This is a genomic window from Thalassotalea psychrophila (genome assembly GCF_031583595.1).
Lineage (GTDB): Bacteria > Pseudomonadota > Gammaproteobacteria > Enterobacterales > Alteromonadaceae > Thalassotalea_A > Thalassotalea_A psychrophila.
Genome location: NZ_CP134145.1, coordinates 1,490,221 through 1,516,815 on the forward strand (window position 1 = coordinate 1,490,221; position 26,595 = coordinate 1,516,815).

The window sequence follows — 26,595 nt, forward strand, 5'->3', positions numbered from 1 at the left end:
AGCGGCCAAAAGGCGGCTCTTGAAAGAGAGGTCAATAAGGTGAAAATTAAGCAAATAGCTATTGCAATGTTCTCTACTCTATATATGGGTAGTGCAGCAGCTGCAGCGGTAACCTTACCCACGGTAGAGAACACTGTTGCTCTACCTAACATTCAAGATTCTGGCTTGCCTGCAAATTTAAAGCAGCAACCAGCGTTTGAAACGTTTGAATTAAATGGTACTTCAGAATCAAAAACTGCACAGGTTAACCGTGTAAACGGTTTACCGACAACGCAGGGCGTTAACCAAAAATTTAATCAGATCGTTAAATTTACCCCAGAAGACGGGATTGAAGGTATTCAGGAATACTTCGTTGTGTTACACGACGAGCCAGTAGCGCAATACACTGGTGGCATTCCTGGTTTGCCCGCAACGCATTTGCGCACTGTTGCCAATGAGCAACATGGTAGTTCTATTAATTCTAGCGAAGCCGTTGAAGTAAACTTAAAAACGTTAAAGTCATCGAGTGATTATCAACATCGTGTTGCTAAATATGAAGATTACTTAACTACGAAACAACAAGCTTTTATTCAACAAGCCAATGGTTTTGGCTTTAATATTCAAGCGAATACTCAATACGGTGTGGCGGTAAATGCATTTACCACGTCAATTACTCAAGATAATGCAGCAGAGCTTGCTGAATTAACCTCGGTTAAAAGCATTCATCGTGTAACTGCTCATCAAATCCAAACGTTAGTGGATGCGGTCAATGGTGTTCGTGGTGTACACGATATCATTGGTACTCAACATTACTGGGATTTAGGGGCTAAAGGTGAAGGTATTATTGTTGGTGTAGCCGATACCGGTATTAATACTGACCATCCTTCTTTTATGGACTTTGGCGGCGGTAAGTTTTATACCGACGACAGCGGTATTACCTGGGAAACAGCAGATCCATATGACCATATCAACCCTTGGGGTGACGGTAACTATGTTGGCGATTGTTTGACATATGGTTTCGAACATATGTGTAACGATAAGCTTATCGGTGTTCGTTCTTACGAACGGTTAACTAACCAATATAAAGAACGTGCGTTAATTGATCATGTGATGGATCAGCACGAGCTGGAATATGGCGACTTGTATATGCAAGATCGTACTTACTATGCGGTACCACCTGTTGGTGAAGATCACGCTGGTCATGGCTCTCATACTGCTGGTACAGCTGCTGGTAACGCGATTAAAAACGTGATGCATTTAAACCGTGAAATTAACGGTCCAGGTCTTCCTGCGTCAAGAGGCCCTATTGGTGATGTTTCAGGTATTGCACCGCGCGCCAATGTTATTGCTTATCAAGTATGTATCTCAGCTAACGCTAACTCAGGTTATGCAGGTTGTTTAGCTGACGTTATGGTTTTAGCGTTAGAAGATGCAATCAAAGATGGTGTAGACGTTCTTAACTGGTCACTAGGTGGTAACCCTTATGATTCATGGGAACACCCAATAGGTCAGGCGTTCTTATCGGCCCGCGAATCTGGTATGCACATTGCTGTTGCAGCAGGTAACTCAGGTTATCAAGGTACTGTTAAGCATGCTGCTCCTTGGATCTTAACTGTGGGTGCGACACAAACTAACCGTCGTGAAATGGCCGTTAACTCAGAAGAAATGAAAAGTGGCGCTGACATTATCGCCAGTATTGACGACATCCCTTTTGACATTTCTTTGACTAAACGTTGGTACAATATTTCCGGTGAACACGAAAACGGTAAAGCGATACTTGCCGAATTTATGGGCGCGTGTGTAAACGATGATTGTTCTGAAGGTCTGGTGTGTAAGCAAGGTTATGAATTACTTGAAGATGACTTATGTTATTTAGAGTGTACTGACGATGAATTTCGTGACCCAGACACCAAACAGTGTGATAGTTTTGGCAACGTTGATATTGGCGACCAGCATAACCCTGCCAATTGTTTAATTGGTACCGAGTGGGTGGGTCAAGATGAAGTGTCATCAGGCCAGGATTGGGGTTGTCTTGATATTAACCGTGATGTACCAACAAACTATACAACGCGTGAATCTATTTGTTTGTCAGATGATGATGCGGTATTCCCTTCATTAACTGATGAAGGCTCTCCATATAGACAATATTCTAGCCAGCGCTTTTACTGTCCAGAAATTGACGTTGATGATGCTCACCCTAACTACCGTGGTCGTTTAGGTGGCTCTAAAGGTATCGTTTGTGCCTACGGTGTTGAAACGTACATGGAAACAGAGTTTAGTAATGGTCTAGTCTGGAATAATAAACAATCTATCATCTATCATGACGGTGACACCTGTGAAGATTCTGAAGAAGAAAACTGTGTACCAGAAGATAGAGATGGTGATGGTGAAAACTCAACGATTGATCAACCAACTATTGGTCAGTGTCGTGTACGTGCGCCAGCGGATAGAGATTATGAAAACTACGAACGTTACGAAAATAGCACTGGTCCAGTATCTGAAATTCAAGGCTTTGGTGTAATAAGTTCTCGTCCAATTGTTACTAACTATAAAGTTGATGCGCCATTAACTGCATTAACGCAATCTCAACAATCAGCATCTGTGCAAGCAAATGCGGTTGGTAAGACACCTGAAATGAGAGTGTTTGAAGGTGATAAGTATTGTGAAAATTTAAGCGAGTGGCGTAACCCTGCAAATCCTGTAGCAGAAGCCTATGATTTTGATGACGCTGTAGTATTTTGTGCACGTGGTAATGGCGACAATATTTCGTTAAAAGCAAAATCTGATAATGTTATTGCTGCGGCAAAAGAAACCGCACTACTTAAAAAACGTAACGAAGACGATTATCAAGCATCTGTTGTGCTATACAATGACTATTTGTTGTATAACAGTATGTACCGTTTCCCAAGTAAAATTCCATATGTACATGTTAATAGAGATTCATGGGTAGATGATTTTGCACCTTTCTTTAAAGGCAACGCAGACGCAGGTAGTCTTAACGATTTAATGCGTGACCGTCGTATCACACTACACAGCGAATATTTTGATATTGAACGAATCGAAGAAGATGACGATCGGATCGATAATGTATTAGCAAACTTTACCTCAAAAGGCCCTCATTATTACTTTAAAGATCTAATGCCGGTACAAGTTATGGCCCCTGGTGTGCATGTTTTTGCTGCTTGGAGTGATAATACGTTACTAGATAAAGGTTGGAATTCAGCTGATTTTGGTTTTAGTAATGGTACGTCTATGGCGGCGCCTGTCGTTACAGGTAGTATGGCGATATTTAAACAGTTACGTCCAAATTGGACTGAGCATGAGCGCGAATCTGCATTGACTATGACGGCGAGCGAAGTGGCTTACCGTACAATTTACATTGATGAAGATCAATACGATGAGAATAATCCAGATCATTCACGTTCAGTGTTATTACAAGCTAAGCTCGATGAAAATGGTGAGCTTATTTATGATGAAGATAACAACATTGTGATGGAAGAAGTCGTAATGTATTTAGCTAAAATCAATGTTAGCTCTTGGCATGTAGGTACTGGTCTTATTGATTTAAAAGCAGCGACTAACACTGGTCTTGTGCTAGACGAAACGTTAGCAAATATGAAAGCAGCTAACCCGAATGCTGGAGGCGATGCGCGTCAATTGAATATGCCTTATTTATTCGATGGAAGTTGTCCTGAAACCTGTACCTGGTTACGTACCTTCACTGCAAAACGTGCAGGTAGTTGGAAAGTAGAGATTGATAAATTGGAATCTGCAGTACAAATTGAAGCATCTTTAGATAGCTTTGATGTGGAAGCAGGGGATAAAGTTACTATCATGTTTACTGCTAAAATTGACCGAAGCATTTCAAAGGCTCAATATGACAGCATCATCAACGGTGTTGGTTACACAGGCGGTGAGGTACGTTTAATAGCAACTGATTCAACTATTCCAGAGTTAAGAATACCAGTTGGTGTTTCTTTAGATGTAGATCGTTTACCTGCGCTTGTACGTGCACAAGCTAGTGCAGATGTGGGCAAATTCCCTATTGATTTAAGCATGCCAGCGATGGCGACTGATACCATGATCACTAAGCTATATCATCAAGATAACGTGAGCTACATTAACAGTGATTCAAACGGTGAGTTAGCAACATCTAGCTTTGGCGAAATTGAATTACAAACGTCACCGGGTTTAGGTCAAACTTGGATCGGCCGAGTGGAATTAGCACTTGATGAAACTAAACTAAATTTTGACTATAAGTCTGCTCATAATAATAAGTCAGCTAAGTTAATTTGGGTTGATGTACCAGAAGGCACAAAAATGTTGGGCATTGATACTTTACGTAAAGTGTCGACTAATGCTGCAACTACCCCTGAGTTAAACCGTTTGTCAGGTACATTAATGATGGTTGTTGGCCGTGATATCGTCGAACCAGGTATTGTTAATGGTACTCATGAAATTACTTGTGCATCGTTTGCGCAAAACTTAGATAACTTCTGTTATGTAATAGACCCACAACCAGGTAAGTACTGGATATTAATGCAAAACGTAAATGACTTGGCTCCAAGGGAATCTACTTGGATCAGGGATACGTTTGATTATGCTGTATCCATTGTGTCAGAAGATATGTCAACGAACATGTTGTTACAAGCACCTACTGAAGTAAACCCTGCACAGGGCGTTCTACAGATGGACTTAACCTATAGCCTACCAATGAAATCTGATCACGCAAGTTATGCTGTTGCTGAAATATATTCTAATGAACATGCGACAGCGGCTGATATGGGCACTGTACCAATTCGTTTATATCGTAAAGAACAACCGGTATCGTTAAACTTTCACCGTACTAAACAATTAGATTCAGACGATGGTCATATTTTTGCAGGCCCTGGTAGCTACGTTAAAGTTAATCTAAATGTTGCTGAAAACTTGTCGGGTTACGATCGCCCTGTTAGCGTAAAACTTGATCTGCCTGAAGGTGTAAGCTACGTGCGTAATGCGATCAGCGGAGATCCGCGATTTGTGACGGGCTACAGTGAAACTGAAGATGCAGCAGGATTAGAGTTAAACTTATATCAACCTAATACTCATCGTTTAGGTAAAGGATATGTAATGACCACCAACATTAATCCGGAAGATCCTAACAATGCGAATCATCCGTACGTAATTGATGGCAGTCATAACTATAACCCACAATGTCGTACCCCGGGTGTTGGTCCTTACACTGATGGTACACACAGCAATGGTGGCTACTTAGACATAGTTAAGTTAAACCCTGGTTTTGCTCGTACGATGAAAGATGAAGACACCTACGTTGATTTGGAACAATTGTTTTACTTTGATAGTCGTGGCTACGACATATCATTGTATGACGGTCCTCGTCGTCATACTGAGTTTAAAATGTCACCAAAAGGTTTTATTAGTGCTGGCATGGGTATTGATCGTGATCCATTAGGTTTTGGACCCGGATTATGGCCTCAAAATGAAATCTTTATGGCGCCAATGTGGCGTAAAGGATTGAAATACAATCAAACGGTCAAGAAAAAAGATCTAATTATCGGTGAAAATGTAAACTCGGTAGAAGGTATGACCATGGCGCTTTTCGCTGATGGTATCGAATATAAAGTGCTGGTTGAGTGGGACAATGCGTTTACTCAAAACGCTGACGTTCGCTACAACGACAGCATGGACTTCCAAGCATGGTTTGACTTAGAACATAGCTATCGACCAGGTGCATATGAAATTATGTATGCCTACGATAACTTAAATATGCTTCCGGCTGATGATGGCTTTAATCGCAATGATACCGTTGGTTTACAAGGTCTTGAATCAGATGTGCATTTCTTTGGCCTGATTAAAGCACCACGCAGAGAGTTCTTCGCTTACAACAACCTTGAAGAAGTGTTATTTGATGACTTAGTAATTTGTTATGACTATTACGGCCCTGACTATAGTGCCAGTGACTTTACTTTCTGGTTACGTATTGATGAACAAAGTGCCGGACAAGACTTAGAGTTAAGCTTAAAGCACACGGTTGATTCTGTTCATAAAGAAGAAACATACATTATTAGTGTTCCTAGTCAAATTACCATTGCTGACTTTAACAACATTGTTGTTCAGCAGGGGAGTGAGATTAAAGTACCGGTGTTTTATGCTGACTCCAATTTAACAGCGAATACTGTTGCTGCTTTCAGTGATAATTTAAATGTGTATGTTGACGGTAATGAGTCAGGCGCATTATTAACAATTAATGCGGAATGTAGTTTTAGAGGTGATACCACTGTATCTGTCGAAGTGGCTGATATGAACAATGAAAATGATATTGTTATTAAAGATATCAATGTTCATGTTGTGGCTAAAGCAAATTACGACGGCAACAGTTGTAGTACTACTAAAGATGAGAAGTCAACAGACTCAGATGAGCTAGTTGAAGAGCAGGGCGAAAGCGATGATTCTTCAGGTGGTAGTTTTGGCTTCTTGATGATGCTTGCTATTGTAGCAGGTTTTAGATTTCGCAAAGTAAACGGTTAAAGCATTTGGGCAGCGTAAGGCGTTGCCCAATTCTGGAGAAAAATATGAAATTAATAAAATTATCTGGTATCGCTTTATCGGTAGCGTTAGCAACTCATTCTGCGCAAGCACTTGATCAAACAGCACAAGATGATGCTGGAACAATAATCGATACCAGTTATCCCGATAGTGCGCTGGTAATGTCTGATGATATGGGCATTACTTTAGGCACTGAAATTGAAGCTGGTGAGGCTGAAGGCAGTGACTTTGATTTACTCGACTTAGCCCATGAGTTTTTCAATGAGTACGTAGCATCTGGTTCATCAACTTTAGCATTTAGTGTTGATGATATTGACTTTGAATTCACCACTCACATCGAATACAAATATGGCTTATTGCACCTTTACGGTACTAATAGCAATGGAAATATTTTGCGCTTAATTCGAGGTGATGAAAATGGTTGGTTTGGCGATGTAAGTAACGGTACTGAATCATTTAGTATTATTGATACATACTCTTTGGGCGGTTCTGCATGGTTTTTACATGGTTATAAAATTCCAAATGTTGGCGAAATATTGGTTAATGATAAGTTACCAGTTCCTGCTACTAAAGATGGTAGTACCAACGTAGATGTAGGATATACCACAACACCATATATGGAATTTGTATATGGCAATAAGTCGATAAGAGCGTCAATTTTATGGTTCCATTACCAATCTCAAGATATTTTAGATAACAGTGGTGTCGATTATTATTTGAACCCATTATTTATCGAACGCCAAGATAGTCGCTTTCTTAACGATGAAGATAAACAAGAAGTTAGCAATCGCCAACTCTTGCATGGTGCTGAATACATGTTTGGTGACGCTTTAGGGGCAGAAACATTGCGTGACTATATTAAAGACTTCGGTGTTGATTATGTCTCGGCAGTTACTCCCGCTGGCGGTTTTACCTGTGGAATACGACGCAATGAGTATAAATTAGACGATTTAGGTGGCCCTACTTTTGTTTACAAAGAAGAAACAGATAGAGCTGAAATTGTTTATGGCACCATCTTAGGTGGAATGCGCCATCAATGTCGTAATAGGCATATTGCTCGACACTTTTTCTTTCACAACTTTGCGCAAGTAAATCGTTCTTACTATGAGAATCATCCACTATTACCGGCTAACAAAAGAACCGATTATGGCGGAAAAAGCGATTACGCCTATGGCAGTAAATGTAATGGTCAAGTAACGGTGATGAACTTAGACTTTAATCAAGACTCTTTACCAATTCCAGTGTTATCTTCACCAAACGTTACCTATAAAGGTCAAACGTGTGGTGATGAAAGTAATAATAACGCTAGAGCGGTTACTGAGTCATTGCCTTCTATGGCGAACAATGGTGTAAAACCTGAACAAAGCGCCGATGTAAGCTTTAAATCGTCTGTGTTTTTAGCGTTAGAGGGCACATCACATGCCAATGTGACGCTAGTTCGTGATGGTGACTTAAGCGAAAGTGCGAGCGTTGAAGTAGCCTTTACATCAACGGATAATGAATTTTCAGCGCTTGAGAATGTTGACTTTAAAGCAAAATTTGTTCGCGCCGAGTTTGCTCCAGGTGAAAGTGAGACAAGTGTTGATGTTCGTATTATTGATAACGATCAATATCGTGAAAATGCCGACATTCAAGCGGAACTATTTTTTGCTAAAAGGTTGAACATGCCAGCAAGCGCTAAAGCGCAGGTGATTATTCAAGACAATGATTCAGCCAAACCTGGTTCATTTAGCTTTGAAGCCAACACCCTTAATGTCAATGAAAACGAGCAAACAGCTAGCATCAAAATTATCCGTAGTGGTGATTTTGAAGGTGGCCAGTCGATTAATTACAGCTTTGTAGATGGCTCAGCAAAAATCGGTAGTCATTATAATGCGGAAAATGGTCAAGTATATTTCGCCGAAGGTGAGGTAGAGCAGACTATTGAAGTTGAATTACTTGCTAACGATTATCAAAATGTTGGAGTAAGTCAATTCCAAGTTATGATTGAAACCGATGTTTCAGGTGATATTAAAACTATGGATATAGTCATCAACGACGATGAATTAGCCTCGGGAACTATTGCGCTTGCAACTGAAACTATTGATGTAGATTACTACGCCTCACAAGCAACAATTACACTAACACGTAATGATGCAACGACTGGTGAAATTCAAGTGCACTATAAAACAGTTGACGGCAGTGCCGTTGCGGGCACTCATTTTGTTGAGAGCTTTGGCAATGTAACATTTGCTGCGGGTGAAACTGAAAAAACCATCCACATTAAAAAGTTAAATGTAACCGATGCGACTGAGCAAACCCAGTTTACCGTTGTTATGGCAAGCCCACAGTTATCTGGTGCTAAAATAGTAACCGTTAACCTAATGACCGAGCCTGAACGCGAAAGCGACTCAGACGGTGGCTCGTTAGGCTGGTTGGCATTATCAGCGCTAGCGTTAACAGGCTTAAGACGAAAAATTGGTTAATTAACAAATGCTAGTTAACTAGCAAGTAAATAACCTTAACAAAATCCGCAGTAATTTTTACTGCGGATTTTTTTCGTTCAGGGATGAGCGAATGCAAAACACCATGGATGGTATCAGTTTTGTAAAGATTCAGGGATGAGCGAATGCAAAACACCATGGGTATCATAGATGCAATACCCAGACTATAATCCGTCATTCTCGCGCTAGCGGGAATCCATCTTTTTAGCCTGTTTGTACTTTCTTCTTGCTGTTCACATTTATTTTCTTTAAAACAATATAAAACCTATAATTGGACCGATTAAAAGTCTTTAAAAAGGTTTCTAAATGACTGCTCGAATATTAACAGAAATAGCTACAAGCATAACTGAACTAAAATCCAACCCTATGAAAGTGGTATCTAGTGCCCACGGAGATCCTATTGCAGTGCTTAATAGGAATGAACCAGCTTTCTATTGCGTTCCCGCGAAAGCTTATGAGCTATTGATGGAGAAGCTTGAAGATCTCGAGCTGTTGGCATTAGTAGAAGAACGTAAAAATGAAGCTTCAATATCGGTTAGCATTGATGACTTATAAGCTTGAGTTTAAAAAATCAGCTTTTAAGGAGTGGAAGAAATTAGGAGCTACGCTCCAAGCTCAATTCAAAAAGATACTTATAGAACGCCTAACCAATCCTTATGTTCAACCTGACAAACTTTCAGGAGCAGACAACCTATACAAAATTAAGCTTCGCCAAGCAGGTTATAGATTAGTTTATAAATTTGAAGATGACGTTTTGACAATAACAGTGATTGCGGTAGGTAAAAGAGAACATGGTAAAGTATATGAGCAAGCATTCAAGAGATTAAATTAGTCTCATTGCTACCATTATGATGCATTAACGTCTTCGATGGTTTTATCTAAAATAGAGTAATTGATTGGAGTTGGCTCTTTAAGTTTTCACAGTTATATTTAAACCATAAAAAAACCAGTTCAAAATGAACTGGTTTTTAAAGTTAGCCAGAAGGCTATTTTATTGTTAGTACTAAGGTTTCACTTCACCTTCAAAACCAGTTCCTGTACATTGTGCGTCCAAAGAGCCTATTGCACAAACACCATTAGGACCTGATGTTAGTGTTCTAGCATCAAACTCTAAATCAAGTTCAAATGTTTTATCGCTACAACCCCAAACATGTTCTTCTAGTTCATTTAACGAGAAGCCACAAGAGCGAACAATACTACAACTCACTTGCCCTTCATTGATAGTACAAACATTTTTGTCTGCGATATAAATTGAATTAGCTACCGCGTTTTCAGCAAATGTTACAGCATCTAATAAAACGGTATTTTGGTGAACGCCTTCAATATAAGGAGTTAGAGTTTCTTCCATTGGTGCAACATAGTCACCTTCGGCAACAATTAGTACGTTGTTTTCATCATAAATATCTGCAGGGGCCGATGGGAGTGAGTTGACTTGATCGCTCTGACCGTAACAAATAGGCGTTCCATCATCAATCAAACATACACGCTTGTTATTCATTTGTAGGTTACTAATGGTTGTCGATGCATGGTTTATACTGTTATGCGTATAATCTGGGTTACCCCAACATTGCAGGCCGTTGTCGTCAATTACACAAACCGAGGTTTCTGAAGCGAATAATTCTTGCGGGTTGACAAATTCTGGCATTACTGTGGTAATTTCATACTCATCACCACCCCAACATTTAACTACAGTAGACGTAACAGTGTCGATAGTTTCGTCGCCTAGTGCGCAAGATGCACGTGCTGTTGCCACTAGGTTTTGAACGTTAGTTAAATCGGGTGTATCATTTATAACCGATGCGTCAGGCGCAGAAAAACAGTTAATGCCGCTTTCATCTGCATAACACATATGATAAAAACCCATCACCATATGTGTTGGATTGTTGGTTAAAAATTGTTCTCCTGCCCATACTTTGATTTGACCATCTAAACAGAAAATTTCTTTAGTGCCGGCGTCATCAACCATTACACAAGTGCCGACTGATGCGGCTTTATCACCGCTTTGAATGATTGCATCAGCGGTAAAGTTTAACGAGTATCCTTTTAGGCTCGTCGGCTTAGACCATTTGTAGTCTTTTAAACACAGCAAACTGTTATCAGTTTTTAGACCTAGACACATATCATAGCCAGGTATGTTCGCATGAGCTGCAACATCAAATACCGCTAGACCTTCTGCTTCATAGGGTTTCGGATCTGCATCATTTAAAATACCATCGTTGTCGCTATCACCATCTTCGTCAGTACATGATGTAACAGAATCTGCTTTTGTAGCACAATCGCCTAGACCATCTTTATCAATATCGCTGATGAAGTCAGCATTATTGGGTAAATCATCATTGGCATCAACAACACCATCGTTGTCGGTGTCATTGGTATTTGCCTGCTCCCTTTCAACCAACACTTGGGCAAGAGCGGCAAGATCTGTTTTGGTTGATAACGGTACATCTGTGGCAAAAAAGTCTACTGTTAACCACTTATTATCGACTGCATATTTTGTTGATACACTTTTTAGTGCTTCAGTTTTAAAATCAGCATAAATACTGTCGTTAATTGCAGCAAGATTATTACCTACAGAAGCTAATATTTGCTGGTGCACTAAGTGAGTGAAAGGTGAAATAACGGCAGTGTAATCGCCATCTTCGTTTACCGCATCAGTAACAGGGAAGCTGTAGAGTTTAAACGGCATTGCTGCAAAATCATCGTCACGACGAGAAATGTCGTCGGCGCCTTCGCCAATATTAGCTACCAAAGTACTACGTTTGATTTGTTCAATTAAATCGCCTGTGACAGTAAGGGTAAAGTCACCTTCATCAGCAGATACCGTTACTGGTTCACCTTCATCTAAGGTAAAGTTATTGTTTAAATCTAAGAATACGCTAGCACCATTAATGTAACCATCAACTACTTTACCAATAATGTTAACACTCGCTGGTGTTACGCTTAACATAACTGTGTGCGTTTGTGATGTTGTCGTAGTAGATGCGGTAATTACTATAGTATATGTACCTACATCAGCAGCCGTTGGGTTTGCAGTAAAGCTACCCGTTGTTGTATCAAAACTAAAACCAGCCCAAGAAGGTGCACCTGACACTGAATATGTAACGTTTGCGGCTTCGGCATCATTTAGGGTCGGTGTGAAAACTACTTCATCATCGGCAACAACAGTTAACGATGATTGACCTATAAGTGAGAATATGTCATTTACCGTTAACGTAAACGGTGCTAACGCTGTTGAATCTGTGCCATCGGTTGCTGAAATTGTAATGTTTTCATAAATACCGGCTTGGCCTTGAGCTGGTGTACCTGAAAGGGTACCTGTATCTGCGTCAAATGCTGCCCATTCAGGTTTTTCACTGATTGTAAAAGTAACTGTGTCACCAGCATCTGAGTCAGTTGCTGTTGGGGTAAAACTATAAGCAGCGCCTTCATCAACATAAGTATCTGCTGTTCCGGTGATCACTGGAGCACTGTTGGTTGTATTATTGTTATTGCCTGGATCTGGCGTACCTGAGCCGCTACCGCCACCACCACAGGCTGTTAAACCTAAAGTTGCAGCAACTAACAAAGCTAAGGAAGATTTATTTAAATTTTTGTTCATAGTTTCTCTCGTTGATGATAGTAATGAACAAGCCAGTTATTATTGTTTTAGGGGCTTACTCTTAAAAATTAGTCACCACTGAGAGTATGATATTGAAGCGTAGCTAGTTGTTAAAAAGTGTAAAGCACAAAGTCACGTCATTTTTGTTTGATATATTACATAAAAATCAAATGGTTAATTTTATTAAAAAAATTTGTTAAATGATTAGATACTATAAAATTTTACGTCTAACTGCTGTAACTAACATCATACAAGCCACTAACAACCAATTAACAGAACCGCCACTTGAAGTGCTCGATTTTACCTGAGTAATATTAATTGTTGCGGTAGCAATGGTAGATTCTCGGTCATCAACTTTAACTATCAGATCAAAGGTTACTTGGCTATCGGCTTCAACAGATGGCAGCATGAATGTTATGTCACTTTGTGACATACCATTAACTGAAATAGCAGGACCAGAGCGCTGTTGCCAAGTGTATTCAATGATCCTTGTAGTCGTAGGATTAATACTTTGCTTACCCGACAGACTAATCGATTCATTTTCGAATGCAGATATTTGCACGGTTTCTTGACCGTTAATTTTTGCAACAGGTAATCCCTTGAAGTGCACATCATTAAATCTTTTTTCAGGCAATAATTGATTGTTTACACTATGTCTCAAATCGAGTGTTAGTGTTTGATCAAGAACTAAACCTTGCGTATCTAAGTTAATAATTATTTCAATGTTTTTACTCGCCACACTTTGCTCAAGATCGATAGTTAATACGTTATTGCTTATTGAGTAGATTTCTGAAGCCGTAAGAACTTCGATACCTTCAGGGATAGGGATTTCGAGGAAGTGGTTTAACAGTTGTTCACTGTGGTTAGCATCGATAAATATCTTTAATTGTAATTGCTCATCAGCGTTAACTGTTGCTGGAGCATATAAAGCTGTATTGTTTGCAGTTCGGCTGATACGAACAGGAATAAAGCCAACATCTTCTTGCTTATCAATAGTAGAAGATAATCCAACAGCGGTTATGTATTGCTCATTGCTTAACATATTGGCATTCCAAGATATGTTTAAACCAATATCAGTATTATTGTCAATTTGCGAATTAGTCGAGGCGATCAATGAACCGTCGTCTTCATTAATCGTTAAAACTTCAAACTCAATCATGTCGGCGATATTACTTGGGTTTACTTTGTCGCCGTAGTTGTGAATTAGTACATAATAATTCGCATTCGCTGGGTCATCAATTTGGCACCTTTCCATAGCCGATGGCGAGACACTTTCACACACTAAACTGGTCATTTCATGTTCAGTATCTACTTTGCCATTAAAATTCCAATCGTAGCCTATATATAAATCTAAATCTGGAGAGGTTGTAGATAAAATATTAACTTCGATATAACGGGTTCCCAAATGGGTGCTTAATGGAATAGCAAAAAAGGTTTCATCGTCGTTATAAATATTGTAAGGGAAAACGGTTGTGTCGAAATCGTCCCGATTTAACTCAATTTGGTATTTATCTATCTTTGCAATGCTATAAGGTGTTGTGTAAATCTCATCAACCGCTGTGGTAACGACATTATCAATATTAACTTGTCCAATGTTAGCGTGGGCATTGATGGTAATGTTGTTGGGGTATTTGCCTTTTTGGAATGTAGCAATTAACGGCAGGATTGCACGAGCTAAACCTTCGCTGTTATCAATGACTATATCGGCACTAACGTATTCGCTGGGGTAGTCGCTATTAATTTTGCCTCGAAACTCGATACTAATTACTTCATTGGCGTTCAATGAAAATTTTTCAATTGAGGTACTGATCTCAATACCAGTTGATTGGTTGGCGATTGAAACTTGAAAATCACCAGCGGCCGTCGCTTTAAATGTACGAGTCCAAACACACTCAATCATACATTTATTACCCACAAGAGCAGGTAGGTTTAATGATTGAATATTACCTTGCAAGCTTGGGTCGGCATTATAAAAATTTTGGCTTGTTTCATTCATAACCAATGAGGATTGGATTGCACGATCAATGAGAATGTTGCCGGTGCCTCTTTCAAATAAACCTGCAGGCTCTAAGTCTGCTTTATAAACTGCTTTATTCGCGGTAAGCATTAACGCTGATTGTGCTTCAGATGGTGTCCAGTTAGGTTTTAAACCTGCTATTAATGCTAGCGCACCAGCTACATGCGGACTCGCCATTGAAGTACCATCTAAAAATGCGTATGGAGGCTGTTCATCTTTACTATAAAATGGTTGGTTATCTGCATTTGCCGCATAGATGGCAACACCTGGCGCGGAAACATGAGGAACAAGGTACTCACTAAAAATAGGCTCCGGACCACGAGAGCTAAAATCAGCAATTATATTGCTTTTACTTTTATCATTGATTTGTTCACTGTCAGATATCGTGACAGTAGCATCAGTATTAGTAGCCGCAAAATTGATCAAATATTGCCCTGATTGGTAATCAATATGAATACTCGGTAATACGTGAAAGTCGGTATTTAATTGTTCACCTTCTTTTACTGTATTAATTAGTACCATACCTGCAGCGTTACCTGCTAATGCATTGCGGCCTTTTTCAACACGTGGTGTAGAACCACGTCGGCAAATAACAATTTTATCGGTTAAAGAGCCTTCGCTAAATGGACGTAAACAGTCACCATTATTAAATTCGTCACCATCGATTATTGTAGCTGTTACACCACTTGTTGCGGCATAGCCATAAACAGTCTCAAAGTCGTTGTTAGAACCATCTATGGTTAATGATTTTTGTGAATACGCTCTGCTATGACTTACAGCTGCAACAGATGTTAGCCAAGGTGCATTGCCTGGGCTCATTAGAGATTTTTCACCTGAGCCCATATTACCAGCTGAGGTAGCAACATGAATACCTGCTTCTCTGGCACTTAACATCGCCAGAGCGTCAAGACTGTACCAAGGACTAATGGCTTCACCACCAATAGAATAGTTAATCACTTGTATACCGTTGGCAATCGCATGTTCAACCGCTAAAGCAGCAACATCAGGCCAGCAACCATCGAGATCACAGACTTGATAAGAGACAATGTTAGCATGTGGTGCCACACCACTTATCTGGTTAAAGCTTTGTTCAGTTTTATCACCTACTACATTATAAATTGGAACATTCTTCACCACATTTCCTGCTACTGTACTCGCTACATGACTGCCGTGCCCCTGCACATCTAAGCCAATAGGGTCATCACCAGTAAATGTTGCATAATCGGTAATGTAAGGGTGGCTCCATATGCCGATTAACTTGTCATTACAATAGTGTTGGTATTCAGGTATTGCGCAATCTCCCAGATATATTCCATCACCCAATGGGTTTATATGTTGATAGTTATCGGCCCCCACGGCAGCAAAAGAAGGGTGGTTAGCTGATACACCAGTATCAAGAATACCAACGATAACACCTTCACCTTTAAACGCACCATGGCCAGTTGAACCTTGCCAGACTTGCGGCGCATTAATATGCTGAGGGCCGGCGTTGGTAGATAATTTGTGCGGCTTTATTTTTTGTACAATTTTTACTTTTGCAGATGCTCTAAGCATGTCTAAATCAGCTTTTTCTAGGCGAGCAGTAAAACCATTAACGGCTAATTGGAAAGAGTGCTCAGCTGTTAGCTGGGAACGTCGCTGTTGGTTAAGGTGAGCCAATAGTTGCTGTTGATGTGAAATTAATTTATTTCGATATTCTTGGTTTACTTTACTGCTTATATTGAGTTTTTTATTATCTGACTTATTTGCCATTAATTGCGCGGAGTCTTTACCTGTACTGTTGCTTGCATTAAATGTAGCAACAGATGGCTCAGTTAAAATCACTACGTACAAGTTGTCGGTATTTCTTGATTGTTTAACTTTATTGGCTTTCACTTTTTTAGGAGAAAAACTAAGATTAAGAGGTTCTTTAACTGCAATCGATGAGAAAGGTATTGCTATTAACCCTAACATTAATAATGAAACGCTATAAAATTTAAGATTCTTTAAAATCACTACAACCTCAACAACCATGGATTTACTAACAACGATATTGAAAAAAGTCTATTTTTATTAATTTAAAAAAATAATCACCGATAGTACTTTAATTCAACAAATTTAACTGGTTATTTTAAGCAAACTGGCCCTCCTTATATGTTAAATAACGTTAACTGATATTAACCGTTTTAATTGATGATTTAGATGATTTTGTAGCCTCCTGTAACAAGTTGTTTTCAGTGAATTTTATTACCCAAATTAACCATTAAAAAAACATCCTCATGACTAAAATAGCGAAAATTTAGCTGTTCGGTGGTTGATAAGCATGTTTATCTCCTGCCATTGACTATCGAGCAGCGCTTTCTTTAGATACGGACTATTTATGCATTGTATGGTTCGTTAACAAGGTATTACTTATGTCAGTTAAAATGAAAAGTGCTGTTGCACTCGCAATCTCATTAGCAATTAGCCCGTTAACATTTGCCAAAGATGGTCAAAAAGTTGGTTCACCAGACTCTACCGAGCATGTTATTGAAGATAACAAACATGCACCGCGTATCTCAATAAAAGAGCGTCTTGAAGAAGATTATGGATTAAGCTTATCTGCCGATTATATCGCCTTTGGTACTGCCTCAGACGATACTATGGAAGGTACTGATGATTCGGCTGCATCAGGCGTTTTTCGTCTTATGGGCTCATGGGCTGCGACTGAAAGCGGTTCATTAAACTTTAAAATTGAACATCGCCACGCTTACACTGACGAAGCGCCTAAGATGTATGGTATTAATAATATCGGTATGGCGAGCTTGTCTGGAGCAGCATTTAACGATCAAGGTGCTCGTGTAACCAACCTTTACTGGCGTCAAAATTTTAATGACGGCAATACCGTAGTTTGGGCAGGTTTTATGGATATTACCGATTACCTTGATGCCTATGCTCAAGCATCACCATGGACCGATTTTTCTAACTTAGTATTCTCAACCGGTAGCGGCACAATGGCACTACCAGATGATGCGGCATTTGGTATGGCTGCAGCGCATATGATCACCGACAACATATATGTACTAGGTGGTATTGCAGACGCGTCAGGTATGTCTGATTTAGAAGAGATGAGCGATAACGTTGATAAATTTCTAAATGATGAAAAACATCATAAATCAATTGAACTAGGTTATACCGGCGCAGGAAAAAGCCGTATTTACTTAGATAATGTGCACGTTACTTATTGGCATCAAGATGGCGGTACTCGTCATGATAACAATGCCTCTGGTGATGATAGTGAAGGTGTTAACTTTTCAGCAAGTTTCATGATGGGTAAATGGATGCCATTTATTCGTGGTGGTGTAGCAGAAGGTAGCGCGCCAATGCTAGAGCAGTCTTTATCTATTGGTACCGGTTATTATGGTTTGCTTAAAGAGGGTGACACGTTAGGCGTTGCCGCGAACTGGGGCAAAGTAAATAAAGAAGCCTTTGGTACCGATCAAAATCAATACATCGGCCAGGTTTACTACAAAATACCAGTGACAGATTACTTAGAGTTAATCCCTGATGTACAGTACGTACGGAATGGCGCAATTAGTAATGAAGAAGATCAAGTGATCTTCGGTTTACGCGCACGCATAATTTTATAGTTTGGCATAGCTGATTATCAATATATTGATAATCGATAAATAGATTTAGGTCATTACTTTACCCGTTTTGACCTTTTTTTTTGCGCAAAATACCATACAATACTAACAAACATAAATACTAGGGTCAGAGTCAGGTTTACTCACTAAATTAACTTGACTCTGACCCTCGTTTAAAAATAAATGGAAAGACTATGAACATCTCTTTAACCGAAGAACAAATGATGATTCAGGATATGGTAAAGAAATTTGCTGAATCTGAATTAGCACCTAATGCTGCGCACTTGGATGAAACAGGCGACCAAGAATCCTTTAAAAAGAATATAAGCCAGTTAGCAGAGCTTGGTTTGATGGGATTAAATATTAAAGCCGAGTATGGCGGCGTTGAAGCGGGTGTTGTAGCCTTTTCTTTAGCGATTACTGAAATTGCTAGAGCGTGTGCGTCAACTGCGGTTACAACGTCAGTAACCAATATGGTTGCCGAGGTTATTCAAGCGGTTGGTAACGAAGAGCAAAAGCAAAAATATCTTCCTAAAATTTGTTCAGGTGAATATTTAGCTGGTGGTTTTTGTTTAACAGAAACAAGTGCAGGCTCTGATCCCGCAGGTATGAAAACCACAGCAGTTAAAGATGGTGATGACTACATTTTAAATGGTTCAAAACTGTTTATTACCAGCGGTGAATTTGCCGGTGTATTTGTAGTTTGGGCCGTTACTGATAGTGAAGCTCGAAAAGGTAGGGGTATCTCATGCTTTATCGTAGAAGCTGGTACGCCTGGCATGACCATTGGTAAATGTGAAGATAAAATGGGCCAAAAAGCGTCTCCTACCAATGAAGTAAATTTTGATAATTGTCGAGTACCGGCAAGTGCATTAATGGGCACCGAAAATAAAGGTTTTGGTGTTGCTGTTGGTGAATTAGCTGGCGGTCGTATTGGTATTGGCTCATTAGCCTTAGGTATTGGTTTAGCCGCACTAGATTACGCTAAAGAGTACACCAAAGAGCGTAAGCAATTTGATCAACCAATTAGTAACTTCCAAGGTTTACAATGGATGCTTGCTGAAAACTATACCAATATGGAAGCGGCTCGTTTATTACTTATGCAAGCTGCACACATTAAAGAGCAAGGTGGTGCATTTGGTACTGCAGCTTCTATGGCAAAACTGTTTGCTGCAGAAAAAGCCAACAAAGCTTGTTATGACGCACTGCAATTAATGGGCGGTGCAGGTTATATTAAAGAATATCCGCTAGAGCGAATGGCAAGGGATGTTCGTATAACCTCAATTTATGAAGGTACTAGTGAAATTCAGAAAGTGATCATTGCCCGAGATCTTTTAAGCTAATTTGGCAATAGTCTTTTTAAAGGGGTCAGTACCCATTACTATATTAAATAGTAAAGGGTACTGACCCCTTTTTGTTGATATAGAAACAGTTTTGCTGTTATCGATAATATAAATCATTAACATATTAAGTATGGTTTCAATCATAATGATAAATAAAGTATTCCAAGGTAGAGAAGATGACAACCGAAACCCAAGCTGAGCAGGCAGGTTTGCTTAGCAACTTTCTGACAACATGTAAGTCCCACTATTCTGGTGTGGCGATCAGTGTCATCATCGCAATTGCATCTGGGGCGTTAGCTACTCGTTATGATGCCCCTGTAATGTTATTCGCGTTATTGCTGGGTTTGGCATTACATTTTTTATACGAATCTCCCAAGCATCAAGCAGGCGTTAATTTTTCATCGCGGGCCGTTTTACGTTTTGCTGTTGCCTTGTTAGGTGTACGCATTGCATTTTCAGATATCGTGTCGTTAGGCATTACACCACCGATGATCGTAATGGTGTCTATGGCAATAATGATAGCGTTCGGCGTTATGTTTTCTCGAGTGCTTGGTTTGTCGAAAGTATTTGGTGTTCTGTCAGCTGGCTCTGTTGCGGTATGTGGCGTTTCAGCTGCCGCAGCTATTTCTACGGTATTACCGAAAAAAGAATACGAAGAAAAATTCTTTGCCTTAACTGTTATTGGCGTTACCACCCTTAGTACAATAGCTATGGTGGTTTATCCGCTAATTGTTTCTTACTTGGGCTTACCCGATGATTTAGCCGGGGTGTTTATCGGCGGCTCTATTCATGATGTAGCACAAGTTGTAGGGGCAGGTTATTCGATATCACCTGAGGCCGGAGATATTGCCACTTACATTAAACTATTACGAGTTGCGCTATTACTACCTATTGTAATGATCATCTTTTTTGCTTTTAAAGAGCGAGATAGCAAGATGGAAGGTGGTGTATCTACATTTATTCCAACGTTCTTAATTGGCTTTTTCGTGCTGGCGTTATTAAATAATATTGGTTTAATTCCGGTAGAGGTGGCATCAGTAATAAAAACACTGTCTAGTTGGTGCTTGGTGGTATCTATTGCCGCTATTGGGGTGAAAACATCGTTAAAACAGATTGTCTCTGTTGGTTGGAAGCCCGTTGTATTGATAACCGCTGAAACGGTTTTATTTGCGGTATTAATATTAGTGGGTATACATTTATTCGCATAATTTAAAGCTATCATCCCCACTCTTTAAGCCTGAATATACGCTAATATTCAGGCTTTTTTGCTTCAAAAGGCTAAACTTAATTAAGAGACATTATTAAAAATTAATTCAATTCCACAATAAAAATAAGGTTTCATTCATATTTGTGATACCTCTTACGCCTAAAATGACAAGTTGAAAATGCTTATCTATCAAAAAATAATGACAATAAAAACAAATAATGTTTAATAAAAACAATGGTTAATGATTGTTTTTAGAGTTGAGTCATATAATTATTATCAATGGTAAAAGTGTTCGAAATAAGTGTGAATGGCTGCTAATTTTATAGCCATGAAGTTTGATTAGAAGTAATTAAACGAAAACCAAGATAATAAATATCCTTATAAATTGGAGCAACAGATGGAATCAACAGTTATTCGACCAATGGCAAAACCAGAAATGGTTGCCGATGATCCTGCTGAACAAGCATTACTTGATAGAATCAAGTCGGGTGAATTAATTGAAAATATTGATGAGCTTACACCTCGTTACCGTAAAGTATTAGAAAATACCCTAGAGATAGCTGCAGCAGGCGAAGTAACTGTACTTACCTGGGCACAAACGGGTTATGTAAATGCTCCTGATTTAGGCGCTAAAATGGCAATTTCTGGCTCTATTCAAGATGAAGTTGGCCATGCACATCAGCAAGGTATGTTGTGGGAGCGTTTCGGTGTAGATATGCACAAAGAAGCATTTGAGCGTCCACCTGAGAAGTTCTGGTCAATGCCTGTTCTTGAGTTTGAAATCAAAAACTACATCTATTTTGTTGTAGCGCAAGCTTTCCTAGATAGAGCGGGTCGTTACACTACATGGGACATCGAATTACATTGTTCATTCGCCCCATATCGTCGTGCCTTGAAAAAAGTAAACTTTGAAGAAGCATTCCACATGCGTCACGGCTCTTACTGGATGGAGTTCTATTGGAACTACAACGAAGAAACTCGTGCCATGGTACAAGAAGCTGTTGATTGGGTATTCCCACACGGTGTTTTTTGGTACGGCCGTCCGGATGCAATGAAAGGTAAAATGGACCAATTAATTTACGGTGTGCGTAAATGGTCAAACGATGAAATGCGCGATAAATGGTTACAATCTGCTTGTAACTTAGCAAAACGTATTGGTTGTGAAGTACCTGCTCACTTTGATGAAGATGAAGGTAAATACATATTAGATTTACCATACCCAATGACTTGGGATCGTGAAACTGGCGATTGGATTTGGGAAAAATGTGAATGGTCAGATGTTGTTGGCAACATGAAAAAAGGTGGTCGCATGCGTCCAGCTATTTATGAACGTTTACAACGTGAAGAATGGGGTGCGTCATTTTGGTAAACGAACAATTACAACAAATTAATGCTGCTTTGAAGGAAGTTATTGACCCACACATGGGTGTCAACATTCTTGATATGGGAATGGTTAAGCGTGTAGAAGCTACCGTTGATAAAGGCATTTATGTTGGATTGGTTTTACCTTGTATCGGTTGTCCAGCATTAGAGTTGATGATGGCTGATATACGCAAGCGTGTTGGTGACTTAGACGGTGTTGATACAGTAAAAGTAAAAGTTGAGTGGGGCCATCAATGGGATCGCACTCACATCACCGAAGAAGCTCGCGAGCGTGCAGCCCGTCACGGATACGTGATTTAAAAATTATTAGTTATTGCTTTGCGATAACTCTAACAGAGAAGATTTAATTATGAGCAAGCTTGATCATAAAGCCGATGCTAGTGTTTACGAAGTATTCGGTCGTGAAAAAATAGATAAAGAACTGAGCCACTTAGGCTGTATCTACGCGCTGAATGAAGATTTAGCCAGAGCACAAGCCTACATGACCTATTCAGAAAAACCTTGGGTAGAATTATGTTGTGTTCGTCAAGATCACATTCTTGGCATTATTGGTAAAGAAGATACGCCAATCGGTTTTGCATAATGACTACTGATAAACAACCAAAACAAAAGCATGATTCGAAAATCTTTAAAGATGAATACGATCAAACTGTAGCGTGTCCATGGTGTAAATCTGAAGACACACAGGTAGCAAGCCCTTTTGGTGGAACGGTTTCGGAAATTTTATTCAAGTGTAATGGTTGTAAACAAACCTTCGGTTGGATGAAGTGGCAACATAAGATGCCCGAGTAACGTTTAAAATTATCATAAATGAAATAAAAATTTATATATCTGCTCGTTTGGCTTATTAAAACCATGGGCAGGAAGAGCAGATAACATAGGTGAAAGAAATGACTATAGAAAAGAATTTAATGGCTGAATTACTTTGTATCGCAGATACAGAGTGGGTATTAGGTCACTGGTATACACGCAGCTTAATGAACAGCCGCAACCTTCAAGATGCAACTGCACTAGGTGCAATGTCGCAAGATACTTGGGGCCATACCCGCGCATTATTTCGTTATTTAGAAGAAGAAAATAACTTACCAGATTTTCAAATAGAATTTGGTCGTAAAGCCGTAGAAGTTCATAATATGGATATGCTAGATAATCCACCGCAAAGCTACGGTGATTATATTCTAACAACATACATAGCAGAACTTGCCGTTTGGCGTTTAATGGCCACGTTTAAAGATGGCTCACATTCAGACATTGCACCAATGATGACTGCGTTTGGTAAAGAATGTTATTTCCACCGTCTTAATTCTGATGGTTGGTTTACTTTATTTACTGACGAAGAAAAGCAAGAAGCTATTGGCGCAATCGCTCACCGATTAGGTGCAGCCATTGCATGGTTTGGTACTGAGAAAGCTTCATCTGAGTGTGAATTATTAGCATCAGGCGTTCGTAGCCAATCAGTGTGGGATGCACGTGAAATGTTCGTTAAAGAAGCATCATCAAAGCTTGCTAAAGTATTAGATATTACTGAGCAAAAAATTGAAGCTCTTATCGACAGTGTTAACCCATCTGAGCGTAACAATATGCGTCGTCGTCCAGAGGGCACTGAAATGCCAGCACCATTATGGGAATATGTTGTACCTACAAACGAAGGCGCAATTTTAGCACGTCGTCCATTATCAGTTTCTGTTCAAGATGAAATTGATTTATGGGACAAGCCTGAAACGATTGCTTTTGATTACGATTAATTAAATCGATACTTGAGCACTAAAAAAATCCTAGCCTTGCTAGGATTTTTTGCTTTATAAACCATACTAATTCCTGAACTTGTTTCAGGATCTAATAGATAACATCAACCATTACTACATACATAGCAATCGCTATGCTCATTTTGATAAACCAATGTCAGCCATAGGCGTTATTATCATTTGTATTCTAAAATACTGATCACTATAGAAAACAAGTTTATAGCCAATAGGTCAGTGATAAACAAATGAGGCCACAATGGATTTTTCATTAGACGAAATGCAAACTATCGCCGTAGATAGTTTTAAAAAGTTCTTACAAGCAGAAATTAAACCTATTGCTGATGAATATCGCGACAAATACATTCCAACACAATTAGCTAAAGAAATTCAAGCAAAGCTAGCCCCATTTGGCGTAGTAAATGGTTTCTTACCAGAAGAGCTTGGTGGCTTTGATATGGACGCTGTTACGCTTGGTTTAATGATGCATGAATTAGCCAAAGTTTCGCCTGATATCGCCATTACTACATTAATTTATTTTGCCTCAGGTAAAATGGTGTCAGGTACGCCTGAGCCACTGCGCAGTAAATACCTTGAAGGCTTCATTAATTGTGAATTGATTGCTTCGGTTGCTATCTCTGAACCAGGCACTGGCTCTGATATTTCTTCTGCTACTTGTCGTGCTAAACCAGATGGTGATGATCACTTTATTATCAACGGCGAAAAAATGTGGATATCAAGCGGTGATTACTCAGACTTTATGTATGTGTTGGTTAACGTTACCGAAGGCGATGAAACCGGCCTCGCAGTATTTTTAGTTGACCGTGAAGAGCATGGCTATGAAACTACTAACATTGATAAAACTGCGCTAAACAGCCAATCAACTGCACAAGTGTTTTTTGATAATTGTCGTGTGCCAAAAGAAAACATGGTTGCAGCACCAGGTCAAGGCTTGAAAATGTTGTTAACCCTATTGCAATCGTCTCGTCCAATTGTTGGCTTAATGGCGATGGGCATTGCGCAAGCAGCTTTTGATGAAGCAGTGCAGTACGCACTAGATAGAGTACAATTTGGTAAGCCTATTGCAGCAAAACAAATCGTGCAAGATAAGCTAGCAACTATGTATACAAAAATCGAAGCCGGTAAATTAATGGCGTATAAAGCGCTAAGTTCAATTGATCAGAAAAAACGTGCTGATATCGATTCTGCGATGGCAAAATGGTTTTGTACTGATTTAGCTTGCGAAATTGTTGATGAAGCCACAAAAATTCATGGCGGTAATGGTGTTACCCGTGAATTCCCTGTTGAATATATGGCACGTGCAGCAAAAGTTTTCCGTGTTACCGAAGGCACCAATGAAATCCAAAGACTGATGATTGGCCGTGCCATCACTGGTTTAAATGCCTTTTAGGTTAAATGGGAAAATATTATGAATTTTGATTTAACTATGGAACAGCAAATGATCGCCGATATGGCCGCTGATCTTGCTAAAAAATATGACCCAGAATATTGGCGTGAAAAAGACGAAAACAAAGCATACCCGCAAGAGTTTATGGACGAAATTGGTTCATTAGGCTTCTTCGGTTTGCCACTTGCTGAAAAGTGGGGCGGTGCCGATGCTGGTCTAACCGATGTTGCTTTAGCGATGGAAGCGTTATGTCGTGGCGGCGGTGGTGGCGGTCCTGCATTGGGTTATTTATTTGGTCTACTTGGTAACTTGTCTGTTGCTCATCATGCCAACGACAGTCAAAAAGAAAAATATTTACCTGCATTTGCTGCTGGCGAAAAAACCTGTGCATTTGCTTTATCTGAGCCGAATGCCGGAACTAATTCATTAAACATTGAAACCTTTGCCAAAAAAGACGGTGATGATTACATCATTAACGGTGGTAAGTGGTTTATTACTAATATCGACAATACCGATGCTGTTCTTATTGTTGCTCGTACAACTAAGAAAGAAGACGTAAAAAATAAAGCTGCCGGTATTTCTTTATTTTTAGTCGACCTGCCTGCGGAAGGTATTAGCTACACACCTATTGATAAGCACGGTTACCATTACTACAAATCGTTCCAGGTATTCTTTGATAACGTTCGCGTATCAAAAGATTGCCTGTTAGGCGAAGAAGGTAAGGGCTTTTATCAATTACTAGGTACACTTAATCCTGAACGTATTTTAATTGCATCAGGCGCATGTGGTACGGCAAAGCTTGCTCTTGAACATGCTATTGAGTATGCCAAAGAGCGTAATGTGTTTGGCCAGCCAATAGGTGCTCATCAAGCAGTACAACATCCATTAGCAGCGGCATATGCAAAAGTTGAAGCTGCGTGGGGGCAAGTATTAAAAGCGGCTACTCTATACGATGATGGTAAGTCAGATAAAGAAGTTGGGGATGTTGCCAATATGGCGAAATGGCTTGCCGCAGAATCTGCGTTAGAAGCTACTCATCATGCAATGCAAACGTTAGGTGGTTGTGGTTTTGCCCGCGAATATCACGTTGAACGTTGGTTTAGAGAATGTCAGTTATTCCGCTTAGCACCGGTAACTCAGCAGATGACTCTAAACTATTTGGGTGAACATGTGTTGGGGTTACCTAAGTCATATTAATAAAATGCCTTAACTATTGAAAACACATAACAACATTTAGTTGTCTAAAAGCACTTGATTATGCAATTAATCAAGTGCTTTTTT

Annotated in this window: 16 protein-coding genes; 14 read left to right on the forward strand and 2 right to left on the reverse strand. The window is 39.6% G+C overall.

Annotated elements, in window-relative coordinates; genetic code table 11:
• Positions 1-39: 39 nt before the first annotated feature.
• The 4 genes from RGQ13_RS06215 to RGQ13_RS06230 all read left to right on the forward strand — a co-directional run bounded on the left by RGQ13_RS06215 (position 40) and on the right by RGQ13_RS06230 (position 9,843).
• Positions 40-6,510: a S8 family serine peptidase gene (locus RGQ13_RS06215; RefSeq protein WP_348392695.1), complete on the forward strand. Its 6,471-nt coding sequence runs from the start codon at positions 40-42 to the stop codon at positions 6,508-6,510.
• Positions 6,511-6,554: 44 nt separating this feature from the next.
• Positions 6,555-8,993 carry a Calx-beta domain-containing protein gene (locus RGQ13_RS06220; RefSeq protein WP_348392696.1) on the forward strand — a complete coding sequence of 813 codons (2,439 nt, stop codon included), beginning with the start codon at positions 6,555-6,557 and terminating at the stop codon, positions 8,991-8,993.
• Between the two features lie 324 nt (positions 8,994-9,317).
• Positions 9,318-9,566 carry a type II toxin-antitoxin system Phd/YefM family antitoxin gene (locus RGQ13_RS06225; protein ID WP_348392697.1) on the forward strand — a complete coding sequence of 83 codons (249 nt, stop codon included), beginning with the start codon at positions 9,318-9,320 and terminating at the stop codon, positions 9,564-9,566.
• Positions 9,556-9,843: a type II toxin-antitoxin system RelE family toxin gene (locus RGQ13_RS06230; protein WP_348392698.1), complete on the forward strand. Its 288-nt coding sequence runs from the start codon at positions 9,556-9,558 to the stop codon at positions 9,841-9,843. The genes RGQ13_RS06225 and RGQ13_RS06230 overlap by 11 nt, the downstream gene beginning before the upstream one ends.
• Before the next feature lie 171 nt (positions 9,844-10,014).
• On the opposite strand, the gene RGQ13_RS06235 is transcribed toward RGQ13_RS06230, so the two are convergent.
• Positions 10,015-12,609, reverse strand: a complete 2,595-nt coding sequence (locus tag RGQ13_RS06235; protein WP_348392699.1) for a putative Ig domain-containing protein — start codon at positions 12,607-12,609, stop codon at positions 10,015-10,017.
• A gap of 211 nt (positions 12,610-12,820) precedes the next feature.
• Positions 12,821-16,621, reverse strand: coding sequence for a S8 family serine peptidase (locus tag RGQ13_RS06240; protein WP_348392700.1), 3,801 nt, complete (start codon positions 16,619-16,621; stop codon positions 12,821-12,823).
• A gap of 398 nt (positions 16,622-17,019) precedes the next feature.
• On the opposite strand from RGQ13_RS06240, the gene RGQ13_RS06245 reads away from it, so the two are divergent.
• From RGQ13_RS06245 to RGQ13_RS06290, 10 genes are all read left to right on the forward strand, one after another.
• Positions 17,020-18,234: a carbohydrate porin gene (locus tag RGQ13_RS06245; RefSeq protein WP_348392701.1), complete on the forward strand. Its 1,215-nt coding sequence runs from the start codon at positions 17,020-17,022 to the stop codon at positions 18,232-18,234.
• Between the two features lie 191 nt (positions 18,235-18,425).
• A complete protein-coding gene (locus tag RGQ13_RS06250) occupies positions 18,426-19,574 on the forward strand; it encodes an acyl-CoA dehydrogenase family protein (RefSeq protein ID WP_348392702.1) in 1,149 nt (382 codons plus the stop codon).
• Positions 19,575-19,750: 176 nt separating this feature from the next.
• Entirely contained in the window at positions 19,751-20,782 is a 1,032-nt protein-coding gene (locus RGQ13_RS06255; protein WP_348392703.1) for a YeiH family protein, read from the forward strand.
• Positions 20,783-21,178: 396 nt separating this feature from the next.
• The gene (locus tag RGQ13_RS06260; RefSeq protein ID WP_348392704.1) at positions 21,179-22,150 is read left to right on the forward strand and encodes a 1,2-phenylacetyl-CoA epoxidase subunit PaaC; all 972 of its coding nucleotides are present in this window, start codon (positions 21,179-21,181) and stop codon (positions 22,148-22,150) included.
• Positions 22,144-22,464 carry a metal-sulfur cluster assembly factor gene (locus tag RGQ13_RS06265; protein ID WP_348392705.1) on the forward strand — a complete coding sequence of 107 codons (321 nt, stop codon included), beginning with the start codon at positions 22,144-22,146 and terminating at the stop codon, positions 22,462-22,464. Before RGQ13_RS06260 ends, RGQ13_RS06265 begins: the two co-directional genes overlap by 7 nt.
• 49 nt (positions 22,465-22,513) lie before the next feature.
• Positions 22,514-22,747 (forward strand): hypothetical protein, encoded by a 234-nt coding sequence (locus tag RGQ13_RS06270; protein WP_068545434.1) that lies wholly within the window; start codon positions 22,514-22,516, stop codon positions 22,745-22,747.
• The gene (locus RGQ13_RS06275) at positions 22,747-22,956 is read left to right on the forward strand and encodes a PaaD-like zinc ribbon domain-containing protein (RefSeq protein ID WP_348392706.1); all 210 of its coding nucleotides are present in this window, start codon (positions 22,747-22,749) and stop codon (positions 22,954-22,956) included. The genes RGQ13_RS06270 and RGQ13_RS06275 overlap by 1 nt, the downstream gene beginning before the upstream one ends.
• A gap of 98 nt (positions 22,957-23,054) precedes the next feature.
• Positions 23,055-23,909 carry a Phenylacetic acid catabolic protein gene (locus RGQ13_RS06280; RefSeq protein ID WP_348392707.1) on the forward strand — a complete coding sequence of 285 codons (855 nt, stop codon included), beginning with the start codon at positions 23,055-23,057 and terminating at the stop codon, positions 23,907-23,909.
• 256 nt (positions 23,910-24,165) lie between these two features.
• Entirely contained in the window at positions 24,166-25,317 is a 1,152-nt protein-coding gene (locus RGQ13_RS06285) for an acyl-CoA dehydrogenase family protein (protein WP_348392708.1), read from the forward strand.
• Positions 25,318-25,335: 18 nt separating this feature from the next.
• Positions 25,336-26,511 carry an acyl-CoA dehydrogenase family protein gene (locus RGQ13_RS06290; protein ID WP_348392709.1) on the forward strand — a complete coding sequence of 392 codons (1,176 nt, stop codon included), beginning with the start codon at positions 25,336-25,338 and terminating at the stop codon, positions 26,509-26,511.
• Positions 26,512-26,595 lie beyond the last annotated feature (84 nt).